At 69.4% G+C, this 26,883-nt stretch carries 23 protein-coding genes and 2 pseudogenes; 21 read left to right on the top strand and 4 right to left on the bottom strand.

Annotated features, from left to right (window positions below; translation table 11 throughout):
• The first annotated feature begins 5 nt into the window (after positions 1-5).
• The 10 genes from pdxT (at position 6) to OH809_RS34415 (ending at position 11,006) form a co-directional block, all read left to right on the top strand.
• Complete coding sequence (pdxT, locus tag OH809_RS34370; RefSeq protein ID WP_406417696.1) at positions 6-599, top strand: pyridoxal 5'-phosphate synthase glutaminase subunit PdxT; 594 nt, start codon at positions 6-8, stop codon at positions 597-599.
• A 62-nt stretch (positions 600-661) separates the two neighbouring features.
• The gene (locus OH809_RS34375) at positions 662-1,414 is read left to right on the top strand and encodes a YebC/PmpR family DNA-binding transcriptional regulator (RefSeq protein WP_406417694.1); all 753 of its coding nucleotides are present in this window, start codon (positions 662-664) and stop codon (positions 1,412-1,414) included.
• Between the two features lie 193 nt (positions 1,415-1,607).
• Positions 1,608-2,174, top strand: a complete 567-nt coding sequence (gene ruvC, locus OH809_RS34380) for a crossover junction endodeoxyribonuclease RuvC (RefSeq protein ID WP_406417692.1) — start codon at positions 1,608-1,610, stop codon at positions 2,172-2,174.
• Positions 2,171-2,797: a Holliday junction branch migration protein RuvA gene (ruvA, locus tag OH809_RS34385; protein WP_406417690.1), complete on the top strand. Its 627-nt coding sequence runs from the start codon at positions 2,171-2,173 to the stop codon at positions 2,795-2,797. The genes ruvC and ruvA overlap by 4 nt, the downstream gene beginning before the upstream one ends.
• 83 nt (positions 2,798-2,880) lie before the next feature.
• Positions 2,881-3,942: a Holliday junction branch migration DNA helicase RuvB gene (gene ruvB / locus OH809_RS34390; RefSeq protein ID WP_406417688.1), complete on the top strand. Its 1,062-nt coding sequence runs from the start codon at positions 2,881-2,883 to the stop codon at positions 3,940-3,942.
• Positions 3,943-4,106: 164 nt separating this feature from the next.
• Positions 4,107-4,604 carry a preprotein translocase subunit YajC gene (yajC, locus tag OH809_RS34395; RefSeq protein WP_406417686.1) on the top strand — a complete coding sequence of 166 codons (498 nt, stop codon included), beginning with the start codon at positions 4,107-4,109 and terminating at the stop codon, positions 4,602-4,604.
• A 146-nt stretch (positions 4,605-4,750) separates the two neighbouring features.
• Positions 4,751-6,487 (top strand): protein translocase subunit SecD, encoded by a 1,737-nt coding sequence (gene secD, locus OH809_RS34400; protein WP_406417684.1) that lies wholly within the window; start codon positions 4,751-4,753, stop codon positions 6,485-6,487.
• A gap of 1 nt (position 6,488) precedes the next feature.
• A complete protein-coding gene (gene secF / locus OH809_RS34405; protein WP_406417682.1) occupies positions 6,489-7,595 on the top strand; it encodes a protein translocase subunit SecF in 1,107 nt (368 codons plus the stop codon).
• Positions 7,592-8,143, top strand: a complete 552-nt coding sequence (locus OH809_RS34410; RefSeq protein WP_406417681.1) for an adenine phosphoribosyltransferase — start codon at positions 7,592-7,594, stop codon at positions 8,141-8,143. Before secF ends, OH809_RS34410 begins: the two co-directional genes overlap by 4 nt.
• Before the next feature lie 289 nt (positions 8,144-8,432).
• Positions 8,433-11,006 carry a RelA/SpoT family protein gene (locus OH809_RS34415; RefSeq protein WP_406417679.1) on the top strand — a complete coding sequence of 858 codons (2,574 nt, stop codon included), beginning with the start codon at positions 8,433-8,435 and terminating at the stop codon, positions 11,004-11,006.
• Positions 11,007-11,233: 227 nt separating this feature from the next.
• Here OH809_RS34415 and OH809_RS34420 read toward each other — a convergent pair whose 3' ends face one another.
• Both OH809_RS34420 and OH809_RS34425 read right to left on the bottom strand, forming a co-directional pair.
• Entirely contained in the window at positions 11,234-12,463 is a 1,230-nt protein-coding gene (locus tag OH809_RS34420) for a DUF349 domain-containing protein (protein ID WP_406417677.1), read from the bottom strand.
• Positions 12,464-12,665: 202 nt separating this feature from the next.
• A complete protein-coding gene (locus tag OH809_RS34425; protein ID WP_406417675.1) occupies positions 12,666-13,457 on the bottom strand; it encodes a peptidylprolyl isomerase in 792 nt (263 codons plus the stop codon).
• A gap of 157 nt (positions 13,458-13,614) precedes the next feature.
• Between OH809_RS34425 and OH809_RS34430 the strand changes: the two genes are divergently transcribed.
• Together OH809_RS34430 and hisS are read left to right on the top strand one after the other, a co-directional pair.
• On the top strand, positions 13,615-14,301 hold the full coding sequence (locus OH809_RS34430) for an MBL fold metallo-hydrolase (RefSeq protein ID WP_266987922.1): 687 nt from the start codon (positions 13,615-13,617) through the stop codon (positions 14,299-14,301).
• Positions 14,302-14,314: 13 nt separating this feature from the next.
• Complete coding sequence (hisS, locus tag OH809_RS34435; RefSeq protein WP_406417673.1) at positions 14,315-15,577, top strand: histidine--tRNA ligase; 1,263 nt, start codon at positions 14,315-14,317, stop codon at positions 15,575-15,577.
• Positions 15,578-15,627: 50 nt separating this feature from the next.
• On the opposite strand, the pseudogene OH809_RS34440 reads toward hisS, so the two are convergent.
• Positions 15,628-15,896: pseudogene (locus OH809_RS34440) on the bottom strand (ABC transporter ATP-binding protein); the annotation flags it as partial.
• A gap of 135 nt (positions 15,897-16,031) precedes the next feature.
• On the opposite strand from OH809_RS34440, the gene OH809_RS34445 reads away from it, so the two are divergent.
• Together OH809_RS34445 and OH809_RS34450 are read left to right on the top strand one after the other, a co-directional pair.
• A complete protein-coding gene (locus tag OH809_RS34445; protein ID WP_406417672.1) occupies positions 16,032-16,667 on the top strand; it encodes a vitamin K epoxide reductase family protein in 636 nt (211 codons plus the stop codon).
• Positions 16,668-16,733: 66 nt separating this feature from the next.
• Positions 16,734-18,107 (top strand): replication-associated recombination protein A, encoded by a 1,374-nt coding sequence (locus OH809_RS34450; protein ID WP_406417670.1) that lies wholly within the window; start codon positions 16,734-16,736, stop codon positions 18,105-18,107.
• A gap of 9 nt (positions 18,108-18,116) precedes the next feature.
• Here the strand turns inward: OH809_RS34450 and OH809_RS34455 are convergent.
• Positions 18,117-18,823: pseudogene (locus OH809_RS34455) on the bottom strand (DUF2470 domain-containing protein).
• Between the two features lie 188 nt (positions 18,824-19,011).
• Between OH809_RS34455 and rpsD the strand changes: the two are divergent.
• From rpsD to OH809_RS34490, 7 genes are all read left to right on the top strand, one after another.
• Positions 19,012-19,626 carry a 30S ribosomal protein S4 gene (rpsD, locus tag OH809_RS34460; RefSeq protein ID WP_030918857.1) on the top strand — a complete coding sequence of 205 codons (615 nt, stop codon included), beginning with the start codon at positions 19,012-19,014 and terminating at the stop codon, positions 19,624-19,626.
• Positions 19,627-20,039: 413 nt separating this feature from the next.
• Positions 20,040-20,489 (top strand): DUF948 domain-containing protein, encoded by a 450-nt coding sequence (locus OH809_RS34465; protein WP_037695363.1) that lies wholly within the window; start codon positions 20,040-20,042, stop codon positions 20,487-20,489.
• Between the two features lie 7 nt (positions 20,490-20,496).
• Positions 20,497-20,850, top strand: a complete 354-nt coding sequence (locus OH809_RS34470) for a DUF6167 family protein (protein ID WP_366692774.1) — start codon at positions 20,497-20,499, stop codon at positions 20,848-20,850.
• Complete coding sequence (gene alaS, locus OH809_RS34475; protein WP_406417668.1) at positions 20,850-23,519, top strand: alanine--tRNA ligase; 2,670 nt, start codon at positions 20,850-20,852, stop codon at positions 23,517-23,519. Before OH809_RS34470 ends, alaS begins: the two co-directional genes overlap by 1 nt.
• Entirely contained in the window at positions 23,516-24,001 is a 486-nt protein-coding gene (gene ruvX, locus OH809_RS34480) for a Holliday junction resolvase RuvX (RefSeq protein ID WP_406417666.1), read from the top strand. Before alaS ends, ruvX begins: the two co-directional genes overlap by 4 nt.
• 95 nt (positions 24,002-24,096) lie before the next feature.
• Complete coding sequence (gene mltG, locus OH809_RS34485; RefSeq protein ID WP_406516014.1) at positions 24,097-25,923, top strand: endolytic transglycosylase MltG; 1,827 nt, start codon at positions 24,097-24,099, stop codon at positions 25,921-25,923.
• Positions 25,910-26,746, top strand: a complete 837-nt coding sequence (locus OH809_RS34490; protein WP_406417662.1) for a shikimate dehydrogenase — start codon at positions 25,910-25,912, stop codon at positions 26,744-26,746. The genes mltG and OH809_RS34490 overlap by 14 nt, the downstream gene beginning before the upstream one ends.
• Positions 26,747-26,883 lie beyond the last annotated feature (137 nt).

Genomic DNA, 26,883 nt, shown 5'->3' on the forward strand with positions numbered 1-26,883 from the left:
CACAGATGAGCGACACCCCTGTGATCGGAGTCCTGGCTCTCCAGGGCGACGTACGGGAGCACCTGATCGCCCTGGCCTCGGCAGACGCCCTGGCCAGGCCGGTCCGGCGCCCCGAAGAGCTCGCCGAGGTCGACGGTCTCGTCATACCCGGCGGCGAATCCACCACGATGTCCAAGCTCGCCGCCCTGTTCGGCATGCTGGAACCACTGCGCGAGCGGGTCCGCGCCGGCATGCCGGTCTACGGCACCTGCGCCGGAATGATCCTGCTGGCCGACAAGATCCTCGACCCGCGCTCGGGCCAGGAGACCATCGGCGGTATCGACATGATCGTGCGTCGTAACGCCTTCGGGCGGCAGAACGAGTCCTTCGAGGCCGCCGTCGAGGTCGCCGGGATCGAGGGCGGCCCGGTCGAGGGCGTCTTCATCCGCGCCCCCTGGGTGGAATCGGTCGGCGCCCGGGCCGAGGTGATCGCCGAGCACGGCGGCCATATCGTCGCCGTACGTCAGGGAAACGCCCTGGCGACGTCATTCCACCCGGAACTGACCGGTGACCACCGGGTTCACGCACTCTTCGTCGACATGGTGCGCGCCAAGGGGTGAACGGATCCCGGTAGGATCTCCGTTGTTCATTTCTACTGGCGACGCGTTGTAAGGAGCTGGCGATGTCCGGCCACTCTAAGTGGGCTACCACCAAGCACAAGAAGGCCGTGATTGATGCCAAGCGCGGCAAGCTCTTCGCCAAGCTGATCAAGAACATCGAGGTCGCGGCCCGCACCGGCGGCGTGGACCCCGAGGGCAACCCGACCCTCGTCGATGCGATCCAGAAGGCGAAGAAGAGCTCCGTCCCGAACAAGAACATCGACTCCGCGGTCAAGCGCGGTGGCGGTCTCGAAGCGGGCGGCGTCGATTACCAGACCATCATGTACGAGGGTTACGGTCCGAACGGTGTCGCGGTGCTCATCGAGTGCCTCACCGACAACCGCAACCGTGCCGCCTCCGACGTGCGTGTCGCGATGACCCGCAACGGCGGTTCGATGGCCGACCCGGGTTCGGTCTCGTACCTCTTCAACCGCAAGGGCGTCGTCATCGTCCCGAAGGGCGAGCTGACCGAGGACGACGTCCTCGGTGCGGTGCTCGACGCGGGCGCCGAGGAGGTCAATGACCTCGGTGAGTCCTACGAGGTCGTCAGCGAGGCCACCGACATGGTTGCGGTCCGTACCGCGCTCCAGCAGTCGGGCATCGACTACGACTCGGCCGAGGCCAACTTCCTGCCCACCATGCAGGTCGAGCTGGACGAGGAAGGCGCGCGCAAGATCTTCAAGCTGATCGACGCGCTGGAGGACAGCGACGACGTGCAGAACGTCTTCGCCAACTTCGACGTGTCGGACGAGGTCATGGAGAAGGTCGACGCCTGAGACGGCGGACGACGCCTCCCCGCGTGAGCGGGGATGACCCGGAGACGGGCAGCGTCCGGCCGCTGTACAGGGGCACTCTCCGCGCGGGCGGAGCCGACGGGCCGACGGGGACACACCCCGTCGGCCCGTCGCATTGTCAGTGCGAGCCGATAGCCTGCGGGAACAGTTGACCGATCGGCAGAGGGGGCGCTCCATGCGGGTACTGGGCGTGGACCCGGGACTGACCCGGTGCGGCGTCGGCGTCGTCGAAGGAGTGGCGGGCCGCCCCCTGACGATGCTCGGGGTCGGCGTCGTCCGCACCTCAGCCGATGCCGAGCTCGGTCACCGGCTGGTCGCGATCGAGCGCGGCATCGAGGAGTGGCTCGACGAGCACCGCCCCGAATTCGTCGCCGTGGAGCGGGTGTTCAGCCAGCACAACGTCCGTACGGTGATGGGCACCGCCCAGGCCAGTGCGGTTGCCATGCTCTGCGCGTCCCGCCGCGGCATCCCCGTCGCCCTGCACACCCCCAGCGAGGTCAAGGCCGCCGTCACCGGCAGCGGCCGCGCCGACAAGGCGCAGGTCGGAGCGATGGTCACCCGGCTGCTTCGGCTCGACGCACCGCCGAAGCCCGCCGACGCCGCCGACGCCCTGGCCCTCGCCATCTGCCACATCTGGCGGGGACCGGCCGTCAACCGCCTCCAGCAGGCGCACGCGGACGCCGCCCGTGGCCCCCGCGTTTCCCGTACACCCGCAGTTCCCGTCCGGAAGGTCCCCCGATGATCGCCTTCGTCAGCGGCCCCGTCGCCGCACTCGCCCCGACCACGGCCGTGATCGAGGTCGGCGGCATCGGCATGGCCGTCCAGTGCAGCCCTCACACCCTCGCCGACCTGCGGATCGGCCAGGAGGCCAGGCTGGCCACCTCCCTCGTCGTACGGGAGGACTCGCTCACCCTCTACGGCTTCGCCGACGACGACCAGCGGCAGGTCTTCGAGCTGCTCCAGACCGCCAGCGGCGTCGGCCCCCGGCTCGCCCAGGCGATGCTCGCCGTGCACAGCCCGGACGCCCTGCGCCTTGCCGTCTCCACCGGCGACGAGAAGGCCCTCACCGCCGTCCCCGGCATCGGCAAGAAGGGCGCGCAGAAACTCCTCCTCGAACTGAAGGACAGACTGGGCGAGCCCGTCGGTGCCCACATCGGCCACCAGGGCATCGGCACCGCCGTCACCTCCTCGTGGCGCGACCAGCTGCAGGCCGCCCTGATCGGCCTCGGATACGCGACCCGTGAGGCCGACGAGGCGGTCACCTCTGTCGCCCCGCAGGCCGAGGCCGCGCTGGCGGAGGGCGCCCAGCCGCCCGTACCGCAGCTGCTGCGGGCCGCTCTGCAGACTCTCAACCGCGCACGCTGACCGCACGCCGGCCGGACGCGACACCCCCGACGCCCGGGCATCGCACGGCCCGGCACCGAAACACCCGAGGCGGGACTGACCGAATGAACTGGGACGACACCGGACCCGACCCCGACGAGCGCCTCGTCGACGCCGGCGCGGACGGCGAGGACACGGCGGTCGAAGCTGCCCTGCGGCCGAAGGACCTCGACGAATTCGTCGGCCAGGAGAAGGTGCGTGAACAGCTCGACCTGGTCCTGAAGGCCGCCCTGGCCCGCGGCGCCACCGCCGACCACGTCCTGCTCTCCGGCGCCCCCGGCCTCGGCAAGACCACCCTCTCCATGATCATCGCTGCCGAGATGGGTGCCCCTATCCGGATCACCTCGGGCCCTGCCATCCAGCACGCGGGCGACCTCGCCGCGATCCTCTCCTCCCTCCAGGAGGGCGAGGTCCTCTTCCTCGACGAGATCCACCGCATGTCACGGCCCGCCGAAGAGATGCTCTACATGGCGATGGAGGATTTCCGCGTCGACGTCATCGTCGGCAAGGGCCCCGGCGCCACCGCCATCCCGTTGGAACTGCCGCCCTTCACCCTGGTCGGCGCCACCACCCGGGCCGGACTCCTGCCGCCCCCGCTGCGCGACCGCTTCGGCTTCACCGGACACATGGAGTTCTACGCCCCCGCCGAACTGGAACGTGTCATCCACCGCTCCGCCCGCCTCCTCGACGTCGCGATAGACGCCGAAGGCGCAGCCGAGATCGCCGGGCGCTCCCGCGGCACGCCCCGAATCGCCAACCGGCTGCTGCGCAGGGTCCGCGACTACGCCCAGGTCAAGGCGGACGGCCGGATCGACCGCGGCGTCGCCTCCGCCGCCCTCGGGGTGTACGAGGTCGACGGGCGGGGTCTCGACCGGCTCGACCGGGCGGTGCTCGGCGCGCTCCTGAAGCTCTTCGGCGGCGGACCGGTCGGTCTGTCCACCCTCGCGGTCGCCGTGGGGGAGGAACGCGAGACGGTCGAGGAGGTCGCGGAGCCCTTCCTGGTACGGGAAGGACTCCTGGCCAGGACGCCGCGGGGCCGGGTCGCCACCCCCGCGGCCTGGGCACATCTCGGTCTCGTCCCCCCTCAGCATGGCGGAAAGGGACAACAGGGTCTGTTCGGGGCGTGATGCGTCACAGGTTCGCCCAGACTGGAACCCGGGTGCGATGCTGGGCGTTGTTCCATCGATGCGGACTCGCTTAGACTCCGCCGGTGCCGCCCGTACAGGGCGGCGTACCCACCCCCGTAGATCAGGCCGCATTCCAGCGCGGTCGTGCGAAGGAAAATCGTCCCGTGAATCCCGTGACTCTCCTCCCCTTCATCGTGCTCATCGGGGCCATGTTCCTGATGACGCGGTCCGCCAAGAAGAAGCAGGCTGCCGCCGCGCAGATGCGCAACGAGATGCAGCCCGGCACCGGCGTTCGGACGATCGGGGGCATGTACGCCACCGTCAAGGAGCTTCACGACGACACGGTTCTCCTCGAGGTCGCGCCCGGCGTCCACGCCATCTACGCCAAGAACGCCATCGGTGCCGTCCTCGACGACGCGGAGTACAACCGCATCGTCCACGGTGACGACGACGAGATCGACGGCGCGGTCGTGCCGGACGACGTGTCCTCACTGACCGAGCACGTCGAGGCCGACACGGACGTCGACACCGACGCGGACGAAGCGGACGATGCCAAAATCGACCTGGGCAAGAAGGCCGAGGCCGACGACATCGAGCCGAAGGACGCCAAGGCCGACGAGAAGTCCGAGGGCAAGGCCGACGGCGAGGCCGACGTGAAGTAGTTCACGACCTGGGGATGCCCTGAGCCCACCGGCGTCAGGCATCCCCAGGACCGTGCGATCTTCTGCGGGGGCAGGTCCCCACAACACTTCGTGGCCGCCCGGGCGCACACCCGGCGCGGGGCGGTTGGACAGGGAGAAACGAGAAGGTGGCAGCACCGAAGAAGGGCCGAGGGCCGTCCGGCGGTCAGGGCAGGCCGGGGCGCGCCCTGGCTCTGATCCTGATCGCCATGGTCGCGCTCACCGGCGGGATGTTCTTGTCCGGTAACACCAAGCCACGGCTGGGTATCGACCTGGCGGGCGGCACGTCGATCACGCTCAAGGCGAAGAGCCAGCCCGGTAAGCCGGACGCGATCAACCAGACCAACATGGACACCGCGGTCAGCATCATCGAACGCCGTGTCAATGGTCTGGGTGTCTCCGAGGCCGAGGTCCAGACCCAGGGCCGGGACAACATCATCGTCAACATCCCGAAGGGAACGAACTCGAAGCAGGCCCGGGAACAGGTCGGTACGACCGCCCAGCTCTACTTCCGGCCCGTGCTCGCCGTCACCGAGGGCAAGGCGACGCCCACCGGCACCGCCAGCCCCTCGGCCTCCGGCTCGCCGAAGCCGAGCGCGTCGCCCAGCAGCAACGAGACGGCCTCCGGATCCAAGGCCACTCCCTCGGCGAGCGCCACCACCCAGGGGCGTGCGGTCACCGGCGCGCTGACGAAGGACACGTCGCCCAGCCCCAGCGCCTCCGGCACGCCGAAGGCGTCCGCGAGCCCGTCGGCCTCGGTCGACCCGGCCGCCGCCGAGCTGCAGAAGAAGTTTGCGGCGCTGGACTGCTCCACCAAGGCCGGCCGCGCGAAGGCCGGTGCCGACGTGAAGCCCACCGACACCACGGTCGCGTGCAGCTCCGAGGGCGACGCCAAGTACGTCCTCGGCCCGGCCGCGGTCTCCGGTACGGACGTGGACAGCGCCAAGGCCGCGGTCGACCAGCAGCGCGGCATGTGGATCGTGCAGATGGACTTCACCGACAAGGGCTCGAAGAAGTTCCAGCAGATCACCTCGAAGCTGTCCACGCAGCAGCCGCCGATGAACCAGTTCGCCATCGCGCTCGACGGCGAGGTCGTCTCCGCGCCCCAGGTGAACGAGACGCTCAGCGGCAGCGCCGAGATCTCCGGCAGCTTCACCCAGCAGTCCGCCCAGGACCTGGCGAACGTGCTGTCCTACGGTGCGCTCCCGCTGTCCTTCCGCGAGGACACGGTCACCACGGTCACCGCGGCGCTCGGCGGTGAGCAGCTCCAGGCGGGTCTGATCGCCGGTGCGATCGGTCTGGCCCTGGTCGTCATCTACCTGGTGGCCTACTACCGCGGTCTGGCGCTCATCGCGCTCGTGAGCCTCGCTGCCTCCGGGATACTGACCTACACGCTCATGGCGCTGCTCGGCCCGGCCATCGGCTTCGCGCTGAACCTCCCCGCGGTCTGTGGTGCCATCGTGGCCATCGGTATCACCGCGGACTCGTTCATCGTGTACTTCGAACGCGTCCGGGACGAGATCCGCGACGGCCGCACCCTGCGTCCGGCCGTCGCGCGTGCCTGGCCGCGCGCCCGTCGCACCATCCTGGTCTCCGACTTCGTGTCGTTCCTCGCCGCGGCGGTGCTCTTCATCGTCACCGTCGGCAAGGTCCAGGGCTTCGCCTTCACGCTGGGTCTCACCACCCTGCTCGACGTGGTCGTGGTGTTCCTCTTCACCAAGCCCGTCATGACGCTGATGGCCCGTACGAAGTTCTTCTCAAGCGGTCACCCGTGGTCCGGCCTGGACCCGAAGCGGCTCGGCGCCAAGCCGCCGCTGCGCCGCTCGCGCCGTGTCAACGCCCCCACCGACCCGAAGGAGGCGTGAGATGTCGCGACTCGGCAGTCTCGGCGCCCGGCTCTACCGCGGCGAGGTCGGTTACGACTTCATCGGCAAGCGCAAGATCTGGTACGGCATCTCGATCCTGATCACCATCACGGCTGTCGTCGCCCTGGCGGTCAGCGGACTCAACATGGGGATCGAGTTCAAGGGCGGCGCGGTCTTCACCACCCCGTCGACCAGTGCCACGGTTGCCCAGGCGGAGGAATCCGCGGTTTCCGCCTCCGGCCACCAGGCGATCGTCCAGAAGCTCGGCAACGGCACGCTGCGTATCCAGATCACCGAAGTCGACCTGGCGAAGTCCGACGCGATCAAGGCGGAACTCTCCAAGGACCTCAAGGTCCCCGAGGAGAAGATCAACGCCGACCTGGTCGGCCCCAGCTGGGGTGAGCAGATCGCCAACAAGGCCTGGACCGGCCTCGGCGTCTTCATGATCCTCGTGGTGATCTACCTGGCCATCGCTTTCGAGTGGCGCATGGCCATCGCGGCCCTGGTCGCACTGATCCACGACATCACGATCACGGTCGGGATCTATGCCCTGGTCGGCTTCGAGGTCACCCCGGGTACCGTGATCGGTCTGCTGACCATCCTCGGTTACTCCCTGTACGACACGGTCGTCGTCTTCGACAGCCTCAAGGAGGGCACGAAGGGGATCACCAAGCAGACCCGCTGGACGTACAGCGAGATCGCCAACCGCTCGATCAACGGCACGCTGGTCCGCTCCATCAACACCACTGTCGTGGCGCTGCTGCCGGTCGCCGGCCTGCTGTTCATCGGCGGCGGTGTCCTCGGCGCCGGCATGCTGAACGACATCTCGCTGTCCCTGTTCGTCGGCCTCGCCGCCGGCGCGTACTCCTCGATCTTCATCGCCACCCCGCTGGTCGCCGACATCAAGGAACGCGACCCGCAGATCAAGGCCCTGACGAAGCGGATCCTCGCCAAGCGCGCGGCAGCCGCCGCCAAGGGCGAGTCCGCCGAGGACGAGCAGCCGTACGAGGACGACGTCATCGAGGACCCCGCCCCCGCCGCCGCGGTCGTCGGTCAGCGCCAGCAGCCCCCCAGGGGCCACGGCCGGACCTCGGGGAAGCGTCGATGACCAGCACCACCGAGAGCACCAGGGAACTGCTGCTCAGCCGTATCCGTGACGTGGCGGACTATCCGAAGCCGGGCGTGATGTTCAAGGACATCACCCCGCTGCTCGCGGACCCGGTCGCGTTCACGGCCCTCACCGACGCCCTCGCGGAGCTGTGCGTACGGCACGGCGCCACGAAGGTCGTCGGCCTGGAGGCGCGCGGCTTCATCCTGGCCGCGCCGGTCGCGGTCCGGGCCGGGATCGGCTTCGTACCCGTCCGCAAGGCGGGGAAGCTGCCCGGCGCCACGCTCAGCCAGGCGTACGAGCTGGAGTACGGCACCGCGGAGATCGAGATACACGCGGAGGACCTCACGGCCGAGGACCAGATCATGGTCATCGACGACGTCCTTGCCACCGGCGGCACCGCCGAGGCATCGCTGCAGCTGATCCGGCGGGCCGGCGCCCGGGTTGCCGGCGTAGCGGTCCTCATGGAGCTCGGCTTCCTGGAAGGCCGGGCCCGTCTGGAGTCCGGTCTGGCCGGTGCTCCGCTGGAGGCGCTCATCCGCGTCTGAGACTGTCACGCATGCATCGGGTGCCCGGAACAATTTCCGGGCACCCGATGGTGCGTCTGCGGTATTCACACCCACGTTCCAAGGAGCCGGGCCCCGCCTCACGCATCGCTCCGCTGCTCAGCCCCTGCGGCGCTTCGGACATCGGCACACCGGCACACACAGGACGGCCACCGGGAACACCCGGGTGCCCATCCCGCGTTGTGCGGGTTCCACGGTCCCCGGGGGAGGTCGGGCCGCAGTCTCGATACGATGGCCTTTCCGGGAGTCCGGATCCGCACGAGGAGCGCTCTTGCCAGACGAGGCCCAGCCAGTCGCCGCCCCGCAGCCCGACGAGCCCGCGGCGGTCCCAGCCACGCCCGGGAAGAAGCAGCCCGCGGCGAAGGACAAGCCGAAGCCCCCGGCTCCCGAACCGGCGAGCAGCGCCTCGCAGACTCCCCCCAAGGCGAACCGCGCCGCGCCGGTGTCCCCTGCCCAGCCGGCCCCCGTCTTTCCGCCTCCGGTCGCCCCGAAGCCCCCGGCCAAGCCCGCCGCCAAGCCCGTGGCCCCGGTCGGCCCGGCCCGCTCCAGCGGCTCCTCCAACCGGGTACGGGCCAGGCTCGCTCGGCTCGGCGTGCAGCGCTCCAGCCCGTACAACCCGGTCCTCGAACCGCTCCTGCGGGCGGTCCGCAGCAACGACCCCAAGATCGAGACGTCCACGCTGCGCCAGATCGAGAGCGCCTACCAGGTCGCCGAGCGCTGGCACCGCGGTCAGAAGCGCAAGAGCGGCGACCCGTACATCACGCATCCGCTCGCCGTCACGACGATCCTCGCCGAGCTCGGCATGGACCCGGCGACGCTGATGGCCGGTCTGCTGCACGACACGGTCGAGGACACCGAGTACGGCCTGGACACCCTGCGCCGGGACTTCGGCGACCAGGTCGCCCTGCTCGTCGACGGCGTCACCAAGCTGGACAAGGTGAAGTTCGGCGAGGCGGCGCAGGCCGAGACCGTACGCAAGATGGTCGTCGCCATGGCCAAGGACCCCAGGGTCCTCGTCATCAAGCTCGCCGACCGGCTGCACAACATGCGCACCATGCGCTACCTCAAGCGGGAGAAGCAGGAGAAGAAGGCCCGCGAGACGCTTGAGATCTACGCGCCCCTGGCCCACCGCCTGGGCATGAACACCATCAAGTGGGAGCTTGAGGACCTCGCGTTCGCGATCCTTTACCCCAAGATGTACGACGAGATCGTCCGCCTCGTCGCCGAGCGGGCCCCCAAGCGCGACGAATACCTCGCCATAGTGACCGACGAGGTCCAGGCCGACCTGCGCGCAGCCCGGATCAAGGCCACCGTCACCGGACGGCCGAAGCATTACTACAGCGTCTACCAGAAGATGATCGTGCGAGGCCGGGACTTCGCCGAGATCTACGACCTGGTGGGCATCCGCGTCCTCGTCGACACCGTCCGTGACTGCTACGCGGCGCTCGGCACCGTGCACGCGCGATGGAATCCGGTCCCCGGCCGGTTCAAGGACTACATCGCGATGCCCAAGTTCAACATGTACCAGTCACTGCACACCACGGTGATCGGTCCCAGTGGCAAGCCCGTCGAGCTGCAGATCCGTACGTTCGACATGCACCGCCGCGCCGAGTACGGCATCGCCGCGCACTGGAAGTACAAGCAGGAGGCCGTCGCCGGCGCCTCCAAGGTCCGCACCGACGTGCCCAAGCACACCGGCCGCGGCCAGGACACCGTCAACGACATGGCGTGGCTGCGCCAGCTCCTCGACTGGCAGAAGGAGACCGAGGACCCCAGCGAGTTCCTGGAGTCCCTGCGCTTCGACCTCTCCCGAAACGAGGTCTTCGTCTTCACGCCCAAGGGCGACGTCATAGCGCTCCCCGCGGGCGCGACCCCGGTCGACTTCGCGTACGCCGTGCATACGGAGGTCGGCCACCGGACCATAGGGGCACGGGTCAACGGGCGGCTCGTACCGCTCGAATCCACCCTCGACAACGGCGACCTCGTGGAGGTCTTCACCTCCAAGGCGGCCGGCGCCGGACCGTCCCGGGACTGGCTGGGCTTCGTCAAGTCGCCGCGTGCCCGGAACAAGATCCGCGCCTGGTTCTCCAAGGAACGCCGCGACGAGGCGATCGAGCAGGGCAAGGACGCCATCGCGCGCGCCATGCGCAAGCAGAACCTGCCGATCCAGCGGATCCTGACCGGCGACTCGCTCGTCACCCTGGCCCACGAGATGCGTTACCCGGACATCTCGTCCCTGTACGCGGCGATCGGCGAGGGCCATGTCGCGGCCGCGGGTGTCGTGCAGAAGCTGGTCCAGGCGCTCGGCGGCGAGGACGCGGCCAACGAGGACCTGGCGGAGAGCTCGCCGCCCTCGCGCAGCCGCGGCAAGCGCCGCTCCAACGCCGATCCGGGTGTGGTCGTCAAGGGCGTCGAGGACGTCTGGGTCAAACTGGCCCGCTGCTGCACGCCCGTCCCCGGCGACCCGATCATCGGCTTCGTCACCCGTGGCAGCGGCGTCTCCGTGCACCGGGCCGACTGCGTCAACGTGGACTCGCTGTCCCAGCAGCCGGAGCGGATCCTGGAGGTCGAATGGGCGCCGACCCAGTCCTCGGTCTTCCTGGTCGCCATCCAGGTCGAGGCCCTCGACCGGTCGCGGCTGCTCTCGGACGTCACTCGCGTCCTCTCCGACCAGCACGTGAACATCCTGTCGGCGGCCGTACAGACCTCACGGGACCGGGTGGCCACCTCGCGGTTCACTTTCGAGATGGGCGACCCCAAGCACCTCGGACACGTGCTGAAGGCCGTACGGGGCGTGGAGGGCGTCTACGACGTCTACCGCGTGACCTCGGCCCGCAGGCCCTGACCCCGACCGCCCGGCAGCCCCCGCCCGACCGCGCGGGGGCTGCGGTGCGTCGCGCCCGGCCGCCCGCTCCGGCGCGAGGCGCGTCGTCGCATCGGCGGCCGGCTCCCCGATGACCTCGTCGGCGCTGCGGACACCGTCGTCCGCCGCCGATGCCGGCCGGCCCTCCGCCGAAACGCCGAAGGGCCCTCCGCCACCGGAGGGCCCTTCGGGCTGTCTGGCCACAGCTGTCAGCCGCCGAACTCCTCCAGGCCCTTCAGCGCCTGGTCCAGCAGGGCCTGGCGGCCCTCCAGTTCACGGGCCAGCTTGTCGGCGCGGGCGTTGTTGCCCGCGGCGCGCGCCGTGTCGATCTGCGTACGCAGCTTGTCGACGGCCGCCTGCAGCTGACCGGTCAGACCCGCGGCGCGCGCACGCGCCTCCGGGTTCGTCCGGCGCCACTCCGACTCCTCGGCCTCCTGGAGCGCCCGCTCCACCGCCTGCATCCGCCCCTCGACCTTCGGGCGGGCGTCGCGCGGCACGTGGCCGATGACCTCCCAGCGCTCGTTGAGGGCACGGAACGCGGCCCTGGCCGCCTTCAGGTCCTTCACCGGCACCAGCTTCTCGGCCTCGACCGCGAGCTCCTCCTTCAGCTTGAGGTTCTCGCCCTGCTCCGCGTCCCGCTCGGCGAAGACCTCGCCGCGGGCGGCGAAGAAGACGTCCTGCGCACCGCGGAAACGGTTCCACAGATCGTCCTCGGCCTCGCGCTGGGCGCGGCCCGCAGCCTTCCACTCCGTCATCAGGTCGCGGTAACGCGCGGCCGTCGTCCCCCAGTCCGTGGAACCGGAGAGCGCCTCGGCCTCGACGACCAGTTTCTCCTTGGCCTTCCGGGCCTCCTCGCGCTGGGCGTCCAGCGAGGCGAAGTGCGCCTTGCGGCGCTTGGAGAACGCCGAGCGCGCGTGCGAGAAGCGGTGCCACAGCTCGTCGTCCGACTTGCGGTCGAGCCGCGGCAGGCCCTTCCACGTGTCGACGAGTGCCCGCAGCCGCTCGCCCGCGGAGCGCCACTGCTCGCTCTGCGCCAGCTCCTCGGCCTCCACGACCAGAGCCTCCTTGGCGTGCTTCGCCTCGTCGGTCTGCTTCGCCTTCTGCGCCTTGCGCTCCTCGCGACGGGAGTCGACCGTCGCGACCAGCGCGTCGAGCCGCTTCCGGAGCGCGTCGAGGTCGCCGACCGCGTGATGCTCGTCGACCTGCTGACGCAGATGCTCGATGGCCGTCGTCGCGTCCTTCGCCGACAGGTCGGTGGTCTTCACCCGCCGTTCGAGGAGGCCGATCTCGACCACGATGCCCTCGTACTTGCGCTCGAAGTAAGCCAGAGCCTCCTCGGGAGAACCGGCCTGCCACGATCCGACGACCTGCTCGCCATCGGCTGTACGCACGTACACGGTGCCCGTCTCGTCGACACGGCCCCACGGGTCGCTGCTCACAGCGCCTCCTCCACCTGATGCCTGTGAGAGGGTCTGCCCCCCCGGCATCGTCCACAGTTTCCTGGGGCGGGCCGCGCCCGCCCTGCACAACGCCAATCTAGGCGACCGGCCGCCCGGCTGTCCGCACTCAGCGCGGCCGAAATTCTTCGGCCCGCACACCGAGGGCCGGGCCGGCACCGCCGGTCAGGCCCTCGGTGTGTGATCAGACCTTGTCGACGGCCGCCTTGGAGATGGTGACGGCCTTCTTCGGAGCGCCGTCGGCCGCACCGCCGGTGACACCCGCGGTCCCGACCTTCTGCACGGCCTTCAGCGAGTCGGCGTCCATCGTGCCGAACGGCGTGTAGGTCGGAGGCAGCTTGCTGTCCTTGTACACCAGGAAGAACTGGCTGCCGCCGGTGTGCGGCTGGCCGGTGTTGGCCATCGCCACCGTGCCCGCCGGGAACGTCACCGTGCCGTCCTTGCCCGCCTTGCCCAGCGCGGTCAGGTTCTCGTCCGGGATCGTGTAGCCGGGGCCGCCCGTGCCGTCGCCCTTCGGGTCGCCGCACTGCAGCACGAAGATGCCCTGCGTGGTCAGCCGGTGACACTTCGTGCCGTCGAAGAAGCCCTTGTCGGCGAGGGACTTGAACGAGTTCGTCGTGTGCGGGGTCTTCGCCGCGTCCATCGTGAACGCGATGTCGCCCTGGCTCGTCTTGAGCGAGAACGTGTACTTCGCCTTCTTGTCGATCTTCATCGCGGGCTCGGGCGCACTGCTCTCGCTCGCCGAGGGCGACGCGGACGGGCTCGCGCTCGCCGCCGCGTCGCTCTTCTTGTCCTTGGTGTCGTCGTTGCCGACGGAGACGTACGCAGCAGCCCCGACGACTGCCACCACGGCCAGCGCCGATGTGATGACGACGGTGAGCCGCCTCGTCCTCCGGCGGGCCTCCTCCCGGCGCTGCTGCTGCCGCTCGAACTTCTCCCTGGCGAGCTGCCGCCGCCGCTGATCGCTGCTGACCACCGGGTGATCTCCTTGTACGTCGTCTGATCGGGCCTGGGTTGCCCGTACCGTATATGGGTTAGCTGTGGAATGAGGAGCGCCGGTAGGCTCTGAACTGCCGCGACCTCCTCGGTCGCGGTCACCGCAGCCCTCCGTCGGACGACCATTAAGGACGATCGTGCTCATTGCCGGGTTCCCCGCCGGGGCCTGGGGGACCAATTGCTACCTGGTCGCCCCCGCCGCAGGCGAGGAGTGCGTAATCATCGACCCGGGCCACCAGGCCACGCAAGGAGTCGAGGAGACGCTGAAGAAGCATCGGCTGAAGCCCGTCGCCGTCGTGCTCACCCATGGCCACATCGACCATGTCGCCTCCGTCGTCCCGGTGTGCGGCGCGCATGACGTCCCTGCCTGGATCCACCCCCAGGACCGGTACATGATGAGCGACCCGGAGAAGGCCCTCGGCCGCTCCATCGGGATGCCGCTCATGGGCGAGCTGACGGTGGGGGAGCCGGACGACGTCAAGGAGCTGAGCGACGGCGCCCTCCTGAAGCTGGCCGGTCTGGAGTTCGGTGTCGCGCATGCGCCCGGCCATACCAAGGGGTCGGTGACGTTCAGGATGCCCGAGGCCGCGGATGTTCCGCAGGTGCTCTTCTCGGGCGACCTGCTCTTCGCCGGCTCCGTCGGACGCACCGACCTGCCCGGCGGCGACCACGCCGAGCTGCTCGAGTCGCTGGCCCGTGTGTGCCTGCCGCTCGACGACTCGACCGTGGTGCTGTCCGGCCACGGCCCCCAGACGACCATCGGCCGCGAGCGCGCAACGAACCCGTATCTGCACGGTATGGACGCGCCCCGACGAGGAATGTGACGAGAGACACGCTGTGAGCACGTTCAAAGCCCCCAAGGGCACGTACGACCTGACCCCGCCCGAATCCGCGAAGTATCTCGCGGTGCGCGAGGCGATCTCCGCACCCCTGAAGAACTCCGGCTACGGCTACATCGAGACGCCCGGCTTCGAGGACGTCGCGCTCTTCTCGCGCGGTGTCGGTGAGTCCACCGACATCGTGTCCAAGGAGATGTACACCCTCACCACCAAGGGCGGCTCCGAGCTCGCGCTGCGCCCCGAGGGCACCGCGTCCGTGCTGCGCGCCGCACTGGAGGCCAACCTCCACAAGCTCGGCAACCTGCCGGTCAAGCTCTGGTACTCCGGCTCGTACTACCGCTACGAGCGCCCGCAGAAGGGTCGCTACAGGCACTTTTCGCAGGTCGGCGCCGAGGCGATCGGTGCGGAGGACCCGGCACTGGACGCCGAACTGATCATCCTGGCCGACCAGGCCTACCGCTCCCTGGGCCTGCGGAACTTCCGGATCCTGCTGAACTCGCTGGGCGACAAGGAATGCCGCCCCGTCTACCGGGACGCCCTTCAGGGCTTCCTGCGCGAACTCGACCTGGACGACGAGACCCGCCGCCGCATCGAGCTCAACCCGCTGCGGGTCCTCGACGACAAGCGCCCCGAGGTGCAGAAGCAGCTGGTCGGCGCCCCGGTGCTGCGCGACTACCTGTGCGACGCGTGCAAGGCGTACCACGAGGAGGTCCGCGACCTGCTGACCGCCGCCGGTGTCGCGTACGAGGACGACGAGAAGCTCGTCCGCGGCCTCGACTACTACACCCGCACCACCTTCGAGTTCGTCCACGACGGACTCGGCTCGCAGTCCGCGGTGGGCGGAGGCGGCCGCTACGACGGCCTGTCCGAGATGATCGGCGGCCCGGCGCTCCCGTCGGTCGGCTGGGCGCTCGGCGTGGACCGTACCGTGCTCGCGCTGGAGGCGGAGGGCATCGAGCTCGAACTGCCCGCGTCCACCAGCGTCTTCGCGGTGCCGCTCGGCGAGGAGGCCCGCAGGGTCCTGTTCGCCAAGGTGACGGAGCTTCGCACGCTGGGCGTGGCCGCCGACTTCGCGTTCGGCAGCCGCGGTCTCAAGGGGGCGATGAAGAGCGCCAACCGGTCCGGTGCGCGCCTGACCGTCGTCGCCGGTGAGCGCGATCTCGCCGACGGCGTGGTTCAGCTCAAGGACATGGAGTCGGGCGAGCAGCAGCCGGTCGCGCTCGACGCGCTGATCGCCGAGATCCAGCAGAAGCTGGCCTGATCCACCGTTTCCCCTGTGCCCGCCCGGTCCGCCGGGCGGGCACAGGGCGTGGTCAACTCGGCGGGTGCCGATTCATCCTGCCGGACGACCCCGACCCGGGAACGCCGGCGACGGTCGGCGGACGCGAGCACCGAGACCGTTTTCGCGTCGCGGCTGCGATGCCCCTGGAGGATCTCCACCGCGGAGCTCTTCCCGGCCCCGTCCGGCCGCGGTTGCCGAGCAGCTCGCCCGGGCGGATTCCCAGGTCGAGCTCGTCCGGCGCGGTCACTTCGCCGTAGCGCTCGCGCAGACCATGTACGGCCACAGTGAATTCGGTCATGACGCGGAGCGTCTCGCGGAGCCGTGAGTTCCGTGCCGCCGTCTGTGCATGTTTATGTCTACCGAACGGTTGACCCGAGCGGTGGTGCGGCACAATGACCATGCCCAGCAGGCCACTCACTGACGGAACGGCGATATGACGACTGCAGCGGTTGACCATCCCTCATCCGACCAGGACGAGGACGGCGGGAAGAGGACCATCGGCGGCAGTCGCGCGTTCGCACTGCTGCTGGTGATCACAGGCGCTGCCGGGCTCCTCGCCGCCTGGATCATCACGATCGACAAGTTCAAGCTGCTCGAAGACCCCTCCTTCACCCCGGGCTGCAGCCTCAACCCCGTGGTCTCGTGCGGCAACATCATGAAGAGCGAGCAGGCGTCCGCCTTCGGGTTCCCGAATCCGATGCTCGGACTCGCCACGTACTCGGTGGTCATCGGGATCGGCATGGCGCTGCTCGCCGGAGCCCGGTTCCGCAGCTGGTACTGGCTCGGACTCAACGCGGGCACCCTGTTCGGAGTCGGCTTCTGCACCTGGCTCCAGTACCAGTCGCTCTACAACATCAACTCGCTCTGCCTGTGGTGCTGTCTGGCGTGGGTCGCCACGATCTTCATGTTCTGCTACGTCACCACGCACAACATCAAGCACCGGATCCTTCCCGCGCCGAACTGGCTGCGCAACGGACTGACGGAGTTCCACTGGGTTCCGCCGGTCCTCTGGGTCGGCATCATCGGCATGCTGATCCTGACCCGCTGGTGGAACTTCTGGACCAGCTGACCCGGCAGGTCCCGGGCGGGCACCGGCCCGGCGACGCTGTCGGTGCCGTGGCATAGGCTTCGAATCGTGGAGCCCGACCTCTTTACCGCAGCCGCCGAAGACCGCCAGGAGAAGGACCCGTCCAGCAGCCCACTCGCTGTCCGGATGCGTCCCCGTACGCTCGATGAGGTCGTCGGCCAGCAGCATCTCCTGAAGCCGGGCTCGCCGCTCCGCCGCCTGGTCGGCGAGGGGAGCGGCGGGCCCGCCGGCCCGTCGTCGGTGATCCTCTGGGGTCCGCCCGGCATCGGCAAGACGACCTTGGCGTATGTGGTCAGCAAGGCCACCAACAAGCGTTTCGTCGAGCTCTCCGCGATCACCGCGGGCGTCAAGGAAGTGCGGGCCGTCATCGAGGGCGCCCGCCGGGCCACCGGCGGCTATGGCAAGGAGACGGTTCTCTTCCTCGACGAGATCCACCGCTTCTCCAAGGCCCAGCAGGACTCCCTGCTGCCGGCCGTGGAGAACCGCTGGGTGACGCTCATCGCCGCGACGACCGAGAACCCCTACTTCTCGATCATTTCGCCGCTGCTGTCGCGCTCGCTGCTCCTCACCCTCGAATCGCTCACCGACGACGATCTGCGCGCACTGATGCACCGCGCCCTGACCGACGAGCGCGGACTCGGCGGCGCGGTCACCCTGCCCGAGGACGCGGAGGCGCATCTGCTGCGGATCGCCGGGGGAGACGCGCGGCGCGCGCTGACGGCGCTGGAGGCAGCGGCCGGCGCGGCGCTGGCCATGCAGGAGAAGGAGATCACTCTCCAGACCGTCGAGGCGACCGTCGACCGGGCGGCGGTCAAGTACGACCGGGACGGCGACCAGCACTACGACGTGGCGAGCGCCCTCATCAAGTCGATCCGTGGTTCCGACGTGGATGCCGCGCTGCACTATCTGGCCCGGATGATCGAGGCGGGGGAGGACCCCCGGTTCATCGCCCGGCGGCTGATGATCTCCGCCAGCGAGGACATCGGCCTCGCCGACCCGACGGCTCTGCCCACGGCGGTCGCTGCCGCCCAGGCCGTGGCCTTGATCGGTTTTCCGGAGGCAGCGCTCACCCTCAGCCATGCCACGATCGCGCTGGCGCTCGCCCCCAAGTCCAACGCGGCGACGCTCGCGATCTTCGCGGCCCAGGAGGACGTGCGGAAGGGGCTGGCCGGTCCGGTCCCGGCCCATCTGCGCGACGGCCACTACAAGGGCGCTGCCAGACTCGGGCACGCACAGGGATACGTCTATCCGCATGACGTCCCCGGCGGCATCGCCGCCCAGCAGTACGCCCCTGATGCCGTCCGCGACAGGCACTACTACCGGCCCACGCGGTACGGCGCGGAGGCGCGGTACGCGGATGTGGTGGACCGGGTCCGCGAGCGGCTCGGCCGCAGTGGCTCCGACGGCGCGGCGGACGCCTGAGGCGCCCGCTCAGTGGGCCGCCGCCTCGAACAGCGTGCGCATGGCCCGGCGCAGCCCGGCCATGTCGCGCACCGGTTCGGGAAACTCGAAGCAGGCGTCGAAGCACCGCCCGTCCGCCTCGCAGAACCGCACCCGAAGCCCGAAGCGGTCGAGTGCGACCGGGACGACGGAGGGCTCGTGCGCGGTGCAGCGTTCGTCCGTCCGCTCGCCCAGCAGTTCGCACAGCATGTTCAGCTGTCCGCCGTGCGCCGCGTGCAGATGCTGCAGCAGCTCCGCCCCGTCGGCGACGAGCGGGTCGGCGGCGGCGTCCCGGAACTCCTCCGGCTCGACGCCCTGAGCGCCCCACAGATCGTCGACGTACGCCTCGCCCGTCTCCAGGCGCAGCATCATCCGGCCCGGCCCGGCCCGGCCGTCCCGGGCACGGGCGTGAGCCGGCCGGCGACCCGGCCGCGGCCGCGGATGCGGTGCGGCACCGAGACCGGCGCGACGTCCGTGATCTCCAGCACAGCGGTCAGCCCGTCGTCCTGGGCGTGTGCCGCGGCCCGTACGGCCGGAGAATCGGCAGGGAATTCGAGGAAAAGGTCCCCTTCGGGGCCCACGCTCCGGTCCAGTGGAATCAGCTGGTCGAAGCCCGCGGTGGTCATCCCGGGGATGAGCAGTACCGCCGAACAGGTACTCTGTACGAGAGTTCGTGTGCGCTCGGCTGCTGACGGCATCCGAGCGTTTTCAAGCCCGCTGGGACGCGGCTGACCACGATCTGATCGGTCCTCCGTCGTATCGACGCCCTCGGTGGCGTCGACGCTGCCAGTGCTGTCCGTGACGTGTGTGGTGTTCCCAGGGCGAGACATGCGATCTCCTTGAGTAAGGTGAGCCTAACCTAACCCACAACGGAGGTCTGGAGAACGTGCCTAACCAGTCGCGTCCCAAGGTCAAGAAGTCCCGTGCGCTCGGCATTGCCCTGACGCCGAAGGCCGTCAAGTACTTCGAGGCCCGCCCCTACCCGCCGGGCGAGCACGGCCGTGGCCGCAAGCAGAACTCGGACTACAAGGTCCGTCTGCTCGAGAAGCAGCGTCTGCGCGCCCAGTACGACATCAGCGAGCGCCAGATGGCGCGCGCGTACGACCGCGCCAAGAAGGCCGAGGGCAAGACGGGCGAGGCGCTCGTCGTCGAGCTCGAGCGCCGTCTCGACGCGCTGGTCCTGCGTTCGGGCATCGCCCGCACGATCTACCAGGCCCGTCAGATGGTCGTTCACGGCCACATCGAGGTCGACGGCCGCAAGGTCGACAAGCCGTCGTTCCGCGTCCGTCCCGACAACATCGTGATGGTCCGCGAGCGCAGCCGCGACAAGCACCCCTTCCAGGTGGCCCGCGAGGGTGGTTACGCCCCCGACGGCGAGACCCCGCGCTACCTGCAGGTGAACCTGAAGGCCCTGGCCTTCCGCCTGGACCGGGACCCGAACCGCAAGGAGATCCCGGTGATCTGCGACGAGCAGCTCGTCGTCGAGTACTACGCCCGCTGATCCAGGCGTAGCCGCTCTCACCAGCGCTCAGGCCCGCCCCTCCCCGATGTCGGGGAGGGGCGGGCTTCCGCGTTCTGCCACCCACCCCGACCACGGTGACCAGCCTCGACTCCCGCAGCAGCCTGCCGAGATCGGCCAGTTCCGCCTCGCGTCCCACGAAACTGTTCAGTTCCGCCGGGAGATTGCCGCGCGCCGTGGCGCCTCGGCCCGGATCGTCGGGGGTGGGAGAGGGGCGCTGAGAGCGTCGCATGAAACACGCAGAGTGCTGGCACGGAAGCTCTCCGACAATCTCCTTGGTGCAACTACACCCCCGCCCACCAGTAATGCGGTAGGGGGCGTGGCCCCCGGCGCGATAGGGTCGGGAGACGACGATTCGACAAGCCAGAGAGCGGTGCACTGTGTCCGGTGGAGAGGTGGCCGGGATCCTGGTGGCCGTCTTCTGGGCGATCCTGGTCTCGTTCCTCGCCGTCGTCCTGGTGAGGCTGGCCCAGACGCTCAGGGCGACCACCAAACTCGTGGCGGACGTGACCGAGCAGGCCGTTCCGCTGCTCGCCGACGCGTCCGCGACCGTGCGCTCCGCGCAGACGCAGCTCGACAAGGTCGACGCGATCGCGACGGATGTCCAGGAGGTCACCTCCAACGCCTCGGCGCTCTCCACGACTGTCGCATCGACCTTCGGCGGACCGCTGGTCAAGGTCGCCGCCTTCGGTTACGGAGTACGGCAGGCCATCGGCCGCCGGACCGCTCCGGAAGCCGAGCCGGCCCGCCGGGCATCCCGACGCACGGTGATCGTCGGCCGCACGGTGCCGTCCGCGCGAGCCAAGAAGCAGGGCGGCAGAAGCTCCCGCGGATCGAAGGACTGACGCAGCGATGTTCCGCCGTACGTTCTGGTTCACCGCCGGCGCAGCCGCCGGCGTCTGGGCCACCACCAAGGTCAACCGGAAGCTCAGGCAGCTGACCCCCGAGAGCCTCGCGGCGCGCGCCGCCGACAGGGCGATCGAGAGCGGTCACAAGCTCAAGGACTTCGCCCTCGACGTCCGCGACGGCATGGTCCGGCGCGAGGCCGAACTGGGCGAGGCGCTGGGCCTTGAGGCGCCGGTCGACCCCGAACTCCCCCTGCAGCGTCACTTCGCGGTCGAGGCGGCCGAGCCCGCCCCGGCCGCCGACGCCACCGCCTACCGCAAGCTCCCCTACAACTCGTACAACCGGAATGAGGACCACTGATGGAGTCGGCTGAAATTCGTCGCCGCTGGCTGAGCTTCTTCGAGGAGCGCGGGCACACCGTCGTGCCTTCGGCGTCGCTCATCGCGGACGACCCGACTCTGCTGCTGGTCCCCGCGGGCATGGTCCCCTTCAAGCCGTACTTCCTCGGCGAGGTCAAGCCGCCCGCCCCGCGCGTCACCAGCGTGCAGAAGTGTGTGCGTACGCCGGACATCGAAGAGGTCGGCAAGACCACCCGGCACGGCACGTTCTTCCAGATGTGCGGCAACTTCTCCTTCGGCGACTACTTCAAGGAAGGCGCCATCAGCTACGCCTGGGAGGCTCTCACCAGCTCCGTGGCGGACGGCGGCTTCGGCCTCGACCCCGAGCGTCTGTGGATCACGGTCTACCTGGACGACGACGAGGCCGAGCAGATCTGGCGCGACAAGATCGGCGTCCCGGCCGAGCGCATCCAGCGTCTGGGCAAGAAGGACAACTTCTGGTCCATGGGCGTCCCCGGACCCTGCGGCCCGTGTTCGGAGATCAACTACGACCGCGGCCCCGAGTTCGGCGTCGAGGGCGGCCCGGCCGTCAACGACGAGCGCTACGTGGAGATCTGGAACCTGGTCTTCATGCAGTACGAGCGGGGCGCGGGCGACGGCAAGGAGGACTTCCCGATCCTCGGTGACCTGCCGTCCAAGAACATCGACACCGGCCTCGGCCTCGAACGCCTCGCGATGATCCTGCAGGGCGTGCAGAACCTGTACGAGATCGACACCTCGATGGCCGTCATCGAGAAGGCCACCGAGCTGACCGGGGTGCGCTACGGCGACAACCACACCTCGGACGTCTCCCTCCGGGTCGTCACCGACCACATGCGTACGTCCGTCATGCTCATCGGCGACGGCGTCACCCCCGGCAACGAGGGCCGCGGTTACGTGCTGCGCCGCATCATGCGCCGCGCCGTCCGCAACATGCGCCTCCTCGGCGCCACCGGCCCGGTCGTTGCCGAGCTCGTCGACACGGTCATCACGTCGATGGGCCAGCAGTACCCGGAGCTGATCAACGACCGCAAGCGCATCGAGACCGTCGCCCTCGCCGAAGAGGCCGCCTTCCTGAAGGCTCTCAAGGGCGGTACCAACATCCTCGACACCGCCGTCACCGAGACCAAGGCCGCCGGCGGCAAGGTCCTCGCCGGCGACAAGGCGTTCCTGCTCCACGACACCTGGGGCTTCCCGATCGACCTCACCCTGGAGATGGCCGCCGAGCAGGGCCTCGCCGTGGACGAGGACGGCTTCCGCCGCCTGATGAAGGAACAGCGGGACCGCGCCAAGGCCGACGCCAAGGCCAAGAAGACCGGCCACGCCGACCTGTCCGCCTACCGCGAGGTGGCCGACCACTCCGGCACCACCGAGTTCACCGGGTACACGTCCACCGAGGGCGAGTCGACCATCGTCGGCCTCCTCGTCGACGGTGTGCCCTCGCCCGCTGCCACGGAGGGCGACGACGTCGAGGTTGTCCTCGACCGCACCCCGTTCTACGCCGAGGGCGGTGGCCAGCTCGCCGACCAGGGCCGGATCCGGCTCGACACCGGTGCCGTCATCCAGGTGCGCGACGTCCAGCAGCCCGTCCCGGGCGTCTCCGTCCACAAGGGCACGGTCCAGGTCGGTGAGGTGACGGTCGGCGCCTCCGCCTACGCTGCCATCGACAACACCCGCCGCCGCGCCATCGCCCGCGCCCACAGCGCCACGCACCTCACGCACCAGGCGCTGCGCGACGCACTGGGCCCGACGGCCGCCCAGGCCGGTTCGGAGAACTCCCCGGGCCGCTTCCGCTTCGACTTCGGTTCGCCCGCCGCCGTCCCCGGCACGGTCCTCACCGACGTCGAGCAGAAGATCAACGAGGTCCTCTCCCGGGAGCTCGACGTCCAGGCCGAGGTCATGTCCATCGACGAGGCCAAGAAGCAGGGCGCCATCGCCGAGTTCGGCGAGAAGTACGGCGAGCGGGTCCGCGTGGTCACCATCGGCGACTTCTCCAAGGAGCTGTGCGGCGGTACGCACGTCCACAACACCGCCCAGCTGGGTCTGGTGAAGCTGCTCGGAGAATCGTCCATCGGTTCCGGTGTGCGGCGTATCGAGGCCCTCGTGGGCGTCGACGCGTACAACTTCCTCGCCAAGGAGCACACGGTCGTCGCCCAGCTCCAGGAGCTGGTCAAGGGCCGCCCCGAGGAGCTTCCGGAGAAGGTCTCCGCCATGCTCGGCAAGTTGAAGGACGCCGAGAAGGAGATCGAGAAGTTCCGTGCGGAGAAGGTCCTGCAGGCCGCCGCCGGGCTCGCCGAGTCCGCCAAGGATGTCCGCGGTGTCGCCGTCGTCACCGGTCAGGTGCCGGACGGCACCTCGGCCGACGACCTCCGCAAGCTGGTCCTCGACGTCCGCGGGCGCATCCAGGGCGGCCGCGCTGCCGTCGTGGCCCTGTTCACGACGGCCAATGGCCGCCCGCTGACGGTCATCGCCACCAACGAGGCCGCCCGCGAGCGCGGACTCAAGGCCGGCGACCTGGTCCGCACGGCCGCCAAGACCCTCGGCGGCGGAGGCGGCGGCAAGCCGGACGTCGCCCAGGGTGGTGGCCAGAACCCGGCCGCCATCGGCGAGGCCATCGCCGCGGTCGAACGCCTCGTCACCGAGACGGCGTGACGGCGGGAGTGACGCAGATGCGCCGCGGACGTCGTCTCGCGATCGACGTCGGGGACGCCCGGATCGGGGTCGCCTCGTGCGACCCCGACGGGATCCTCGCCACGCCGGTGGAGACCGTGCCGGGACGTGACGTCCCGGCCGCCCACCGGCGGCTGGGACAGATCGTCGAGGAGTACGAGCCGATCGAGATCATCATCGGCCTGCCGAGGTCTCTGGGCGGCGGCGAAGGGCCCGCGGCGGCCAAGGTCCGGCTCTTCGCCCAGGAGGTCGCCCGCTCGGTCGCACCCATTCCGGTGCGATTGGTGGACGAGAGGATGACCACAGTGACGGCGAGTCAGGGACTGCGCGCCTCGGGTGTGAAGTCCAAGAAGGGCCGGTCTGTCATTGACCAGGCTGCCGCTGTGGTGATCCTCCAGAACGCTCTGGAGTCGGAACGGGCGTCAGGTAAAGCTCCGGGCGAGGCCGTCGAAGTGGTTGTCTGATCGCGATACGGTAACGTTCCGCGCGGTGCGGCGGTGTTCGAACAAACACCGCACAGCAAAGAGGCGGAAGTTCGCCTCGCGGCTCTAGGGGATCGATGACTGAGTATGGCCGGGGCCCCGGCTCCGAACCGTGGCATCCCGAGGATCCCTTGTTTGGGGACCAGGGATGGGGAGGCCAGCAGGCTGCCCACGGCCAGAGCCAGTACGGCGGTCCTCAGGACCCCTACGCCCAGCAGCCGCCGCAGCAGGCGTTCCCGCAGCACCAGCAGTACGGCGCTCCGCAGGACCCGTACGCGCAGCAGCCGCAGCAGCACGACCCGTACGCCCAGCAGCAGCAGCCGCAGCAGCACGACCCGTACGCGCAGCAGCCGCAGCAGCGGCAGCAGCACGACCCGTACGCTCAGCAGCCGCAGCAGCCGCAGCAGCCGCAGCAGCCGCAGCAGCCGCAGCAGCACGACCCGTACGCTCAGCAGCCCCCCCAGCCGCAGTACAACGGCGGCTGGGACACCGGCCAGCAGGCCGCGATGCCGTACGGCACCCCTCCGAACGATCCGTACGGGAACGGGACGAACGGCTACGGCGAATCGCACGACAACTACGGCACGCCCGATGCGTACCCGCCGCCGCAGCCCCCGGGCCGACGTGAGGCCGGGCCCGCGCAGGCCCCACCGCAGAACCCCGACTGGGACCCGGACGTACCCCAGGAGGAGACGCACCCCTTCTTCACGGGTACCGACGACGACCGTGGCGGCCGGGACCCCCGTGACGACGATGACGAGTACGACGACGACCCGCGCGACGGTCGCAGGGGCGGCCGAGGCGGCGGCGAACGCCGTGGCAAGGGCAAGAAGAAGAACCGCAGTGGCTGCGCCTGCCTCGTCGTCGCCGTGGTCATCGCCGGCGGTCTCGGCGGCGTGGGCTACGTCGGCTACACGTACTGGCAGAAACAGTTCGGCGCGGCACCCGACTACTCGGGCCAGGGCTCCGGCAGCGTCGAGGTGGAGATCCCGGAGCGCGCCTTCGGCAATGAGATCGGCAACATCCTGAAGGAGAAGGGCGTCGTCAAGAGCGTCGATGCCTTCATCGCGGCGCAGGCCGCGAACCCCAAGGGGAAGTCGATCCAGGCGGGGGTCTATCTCCTGCACAAGGAGATGTCCGCGGCCGAGGCCGTGAAGATGATGCTCGACCCGAAGAGCCAGAACGCGCTGACAGTCCCGGAGGGCTGGCGCAACGCCACCGTCTACACGCTGATCGACGAGAAGCTCGGTCTCAAGGCAGGCACCACCGGCGATGTCGCCAAGAAACAAGCGGGCAGCCTCGGGCTCCCGCAATGGGCCAAGAACCACCCGGAACTCAAGGACCCACTGGAGGGCTTCCTCTACCCCGCGACCTATCCGGCTGCCAAGGGGATGAAGCCGGAGGACGTCCTCAAGAAGATGGTCGAGCGGGCCAAATCCGAGTACGACAAACTCGATCTCGAGGCCAACGCCAAGAAGCACAACCTGGACAATGCCTGGGAACTGCTCACGACGGCCAGCCTGGTCCAGGCCGAAGGTAAGACGCACGACGACTTCCGAAAGATGGCCGAAGTCGTCTACAACCGTCTCAAGGCGACGAACACCGAGACCAATCGCTACCTTCAGTTCGACTCGTCGTACAACTATCTCAGGGGTCAGAGCAAGATCAAGATCACTGAGAAGGAGATCAGGCAGAACCACGATCCGTACAACACGTACACGCAAACGGGCCTCACCCCTGGCCCGATCGGCAATCCGGGAGCCGAGGCATTGGCAGCTGTGCTTCATCCGACCACGGACGGCTGGATCTACTTCGTGGCGACCGACGGCAACAGCAAGACCGAGTTTGCCAAGAACTACGACGATTTCCTGAAGCTCAAGGAAAAGTTCAATGCCCTCAACTGACGGGCGCCGACGGGCGGCCGTTCTCGGCTCACCCATCGCCCACTCGCTCTCCCCGGTCCTGCACCGGGCCGCGTACGCCGAGCTCGGTCTCACCGACTGGACCTACGACCGGTTCGAGATCGACGAGCAGGCTCTGCCCGGCTTCATCGAGGGGCTCGACACCTCCTGGTGCGGCCTGTCGCTGACCATGCCGCTGAAGCGCGCGATCATCCCGCTGCTGGACTCCATCAGCGAGACGGCCTCCGCGGTCGAGGCCGTGAACACGGTCGTGTTCACCGAGGACGGCCGTCGCGTCGGCGACAACACCGACATCCCCGGCATGATCGCGGCTCTACGCGAGCGAGGCGTGGAAAAGGTGGAATCCGCCGCCGTCCTCGGAGCCGGAGCCACCGCCTCCTCGGCCGTTGCCGCCCTCGCAGCGATGTGCACGGGGCCGGTCACGGCCTACGTACGCAGCCGGGAACGCGGCGACGAGATGCGCGGCTGGGGCGAACGGCTCGGTGTCGACGTGAGGATCTCCGGCTGGGCGGAAGCGGAGCAGGCACTGCACGCACCGCTGGTGATCGCGACCACGCCGGCCGGGGCGACGGATGCGCTGGCCGGTGCGGTACCGGACGCCCCCGGCACGCTCTTCGATGTGCTGTACGAGCCCTGGCCGACCGGACTCGCGGCGGCCTGGTCGTCCCGGAGTGGCGCAGTCGTCGGAGGTCTCGACCTTCTGGTGCACCAGGCGGTTCTCCAGGTCGAGCAGATGACGGGCCGCTCGCCCGCCCCGCTCGCAGCCATGCGGAAGGCCGGCGAAGAGGCGCTCGCCGCCCGCTGACCACACCGATCGCGCGCCCCGATCCGTCCGTCTGCTGGACCGGCGGCCGGTTCGGGGGCCCGGGCGTGGGAGGATCGAAGGCGGCGGGCCAGGGCCGCGCACCCGGTCGCGCCGTTGCAGTTCCAGGCGCGAGCATG

The sequence above is a fragment of the Streptomyces sp. NBC_00873 genome, assembly GCF_045207415.1.
Lineage (GTDB): Bacteria > Actinomycetota > Actinomycetes > Streptomycetales > Streptomycetaceae > Streptomyces.

Excerpts from the sequence above, each read along its gene's own strand:
- ruvB (WP_406417688.1), top strand. The coding sequence starts at position 2,881 with ATGAACTGGGACGACACCGGACCCGACCCCGACGAGCGCCTCGTCGAC.
- pdxT (WP_406417696.1), top strand. The coding sequence starts at position 6 with ATGAGCGACACCCCTGTGATCGGAGTCCTGGCTCTCCAGGGCGACGTA.
- ruvC (WP_406417692.1), top strand. The coding sequence starts at position 1,608 with ATGCGGGTACTGGGCGTGGACCCGGGACTGACCCGGTGCGGCGTCGGC.
- OH809_RS34490 (WP_406417662.1), top strand. The coding sequence starts at position 25,910 with ATGCCCTCAACTGACGGGCGCCGACGGGCGGCCGTTCTCGGCTCACCC.
- OH809_RS34410 (WP_406417681.1), top strand. The coding sequence starts at position 7,592 with ATGACCAGCACCACCGAGAGCACCAGGGAACTGCTGCTCAGCCGTATC.
- OH809_RS34445 (WP_406417672.1), top strand. The coding sequence starts at position 16,032 with ATGACGACTGCAGCGGTTGACCATCCCTCATCCGACCAGGACGAGGAC.
- alaS (WP_406417668.1), top strand. The coding sequence starts at position 20,850 with ATGGAGTCGGCTGAAATTCGTCGCCGCTGGCTGAGCTTCTTCGAGGAG.
- OH809_RS34375 (WP_406417694.1), top strand. The coding sequence starts at position 662 with ATGTCCGGCCACTCTAAGTGGGCTACCACCAAGCACAAGAAGGCCGTG.
- ruvA (WP_406417690.1), top strand. The coding sequence starts at position 2,171 with ATGATCGCCTTCGTCAGCGGCCCCGTCGCCGCACTCGCCCCGACCACG.
- OH809_RS34470 (WP_366692774.1), top strand. The coding sequence starts at position 20,497 with ATGTTCCGCCGTACGTTCTGGTTCACCGCCGGCGCAGCCGCCGGCGTC.
- mltG (WP_406516014.1), top strand. The coding sequence starts at position 24,097 with ATGACTGAGTATGGCCGGGGCCCCGGCTCCGAACCGTGGCATCCCGAG.
- secF (WP_406417682.1), top strand. The coding sequence starts at position 6,489 with ATGTCGCGACTCGGCAGTCTCGGCGCCCGGCTCTACCGCGGCGAGGTC.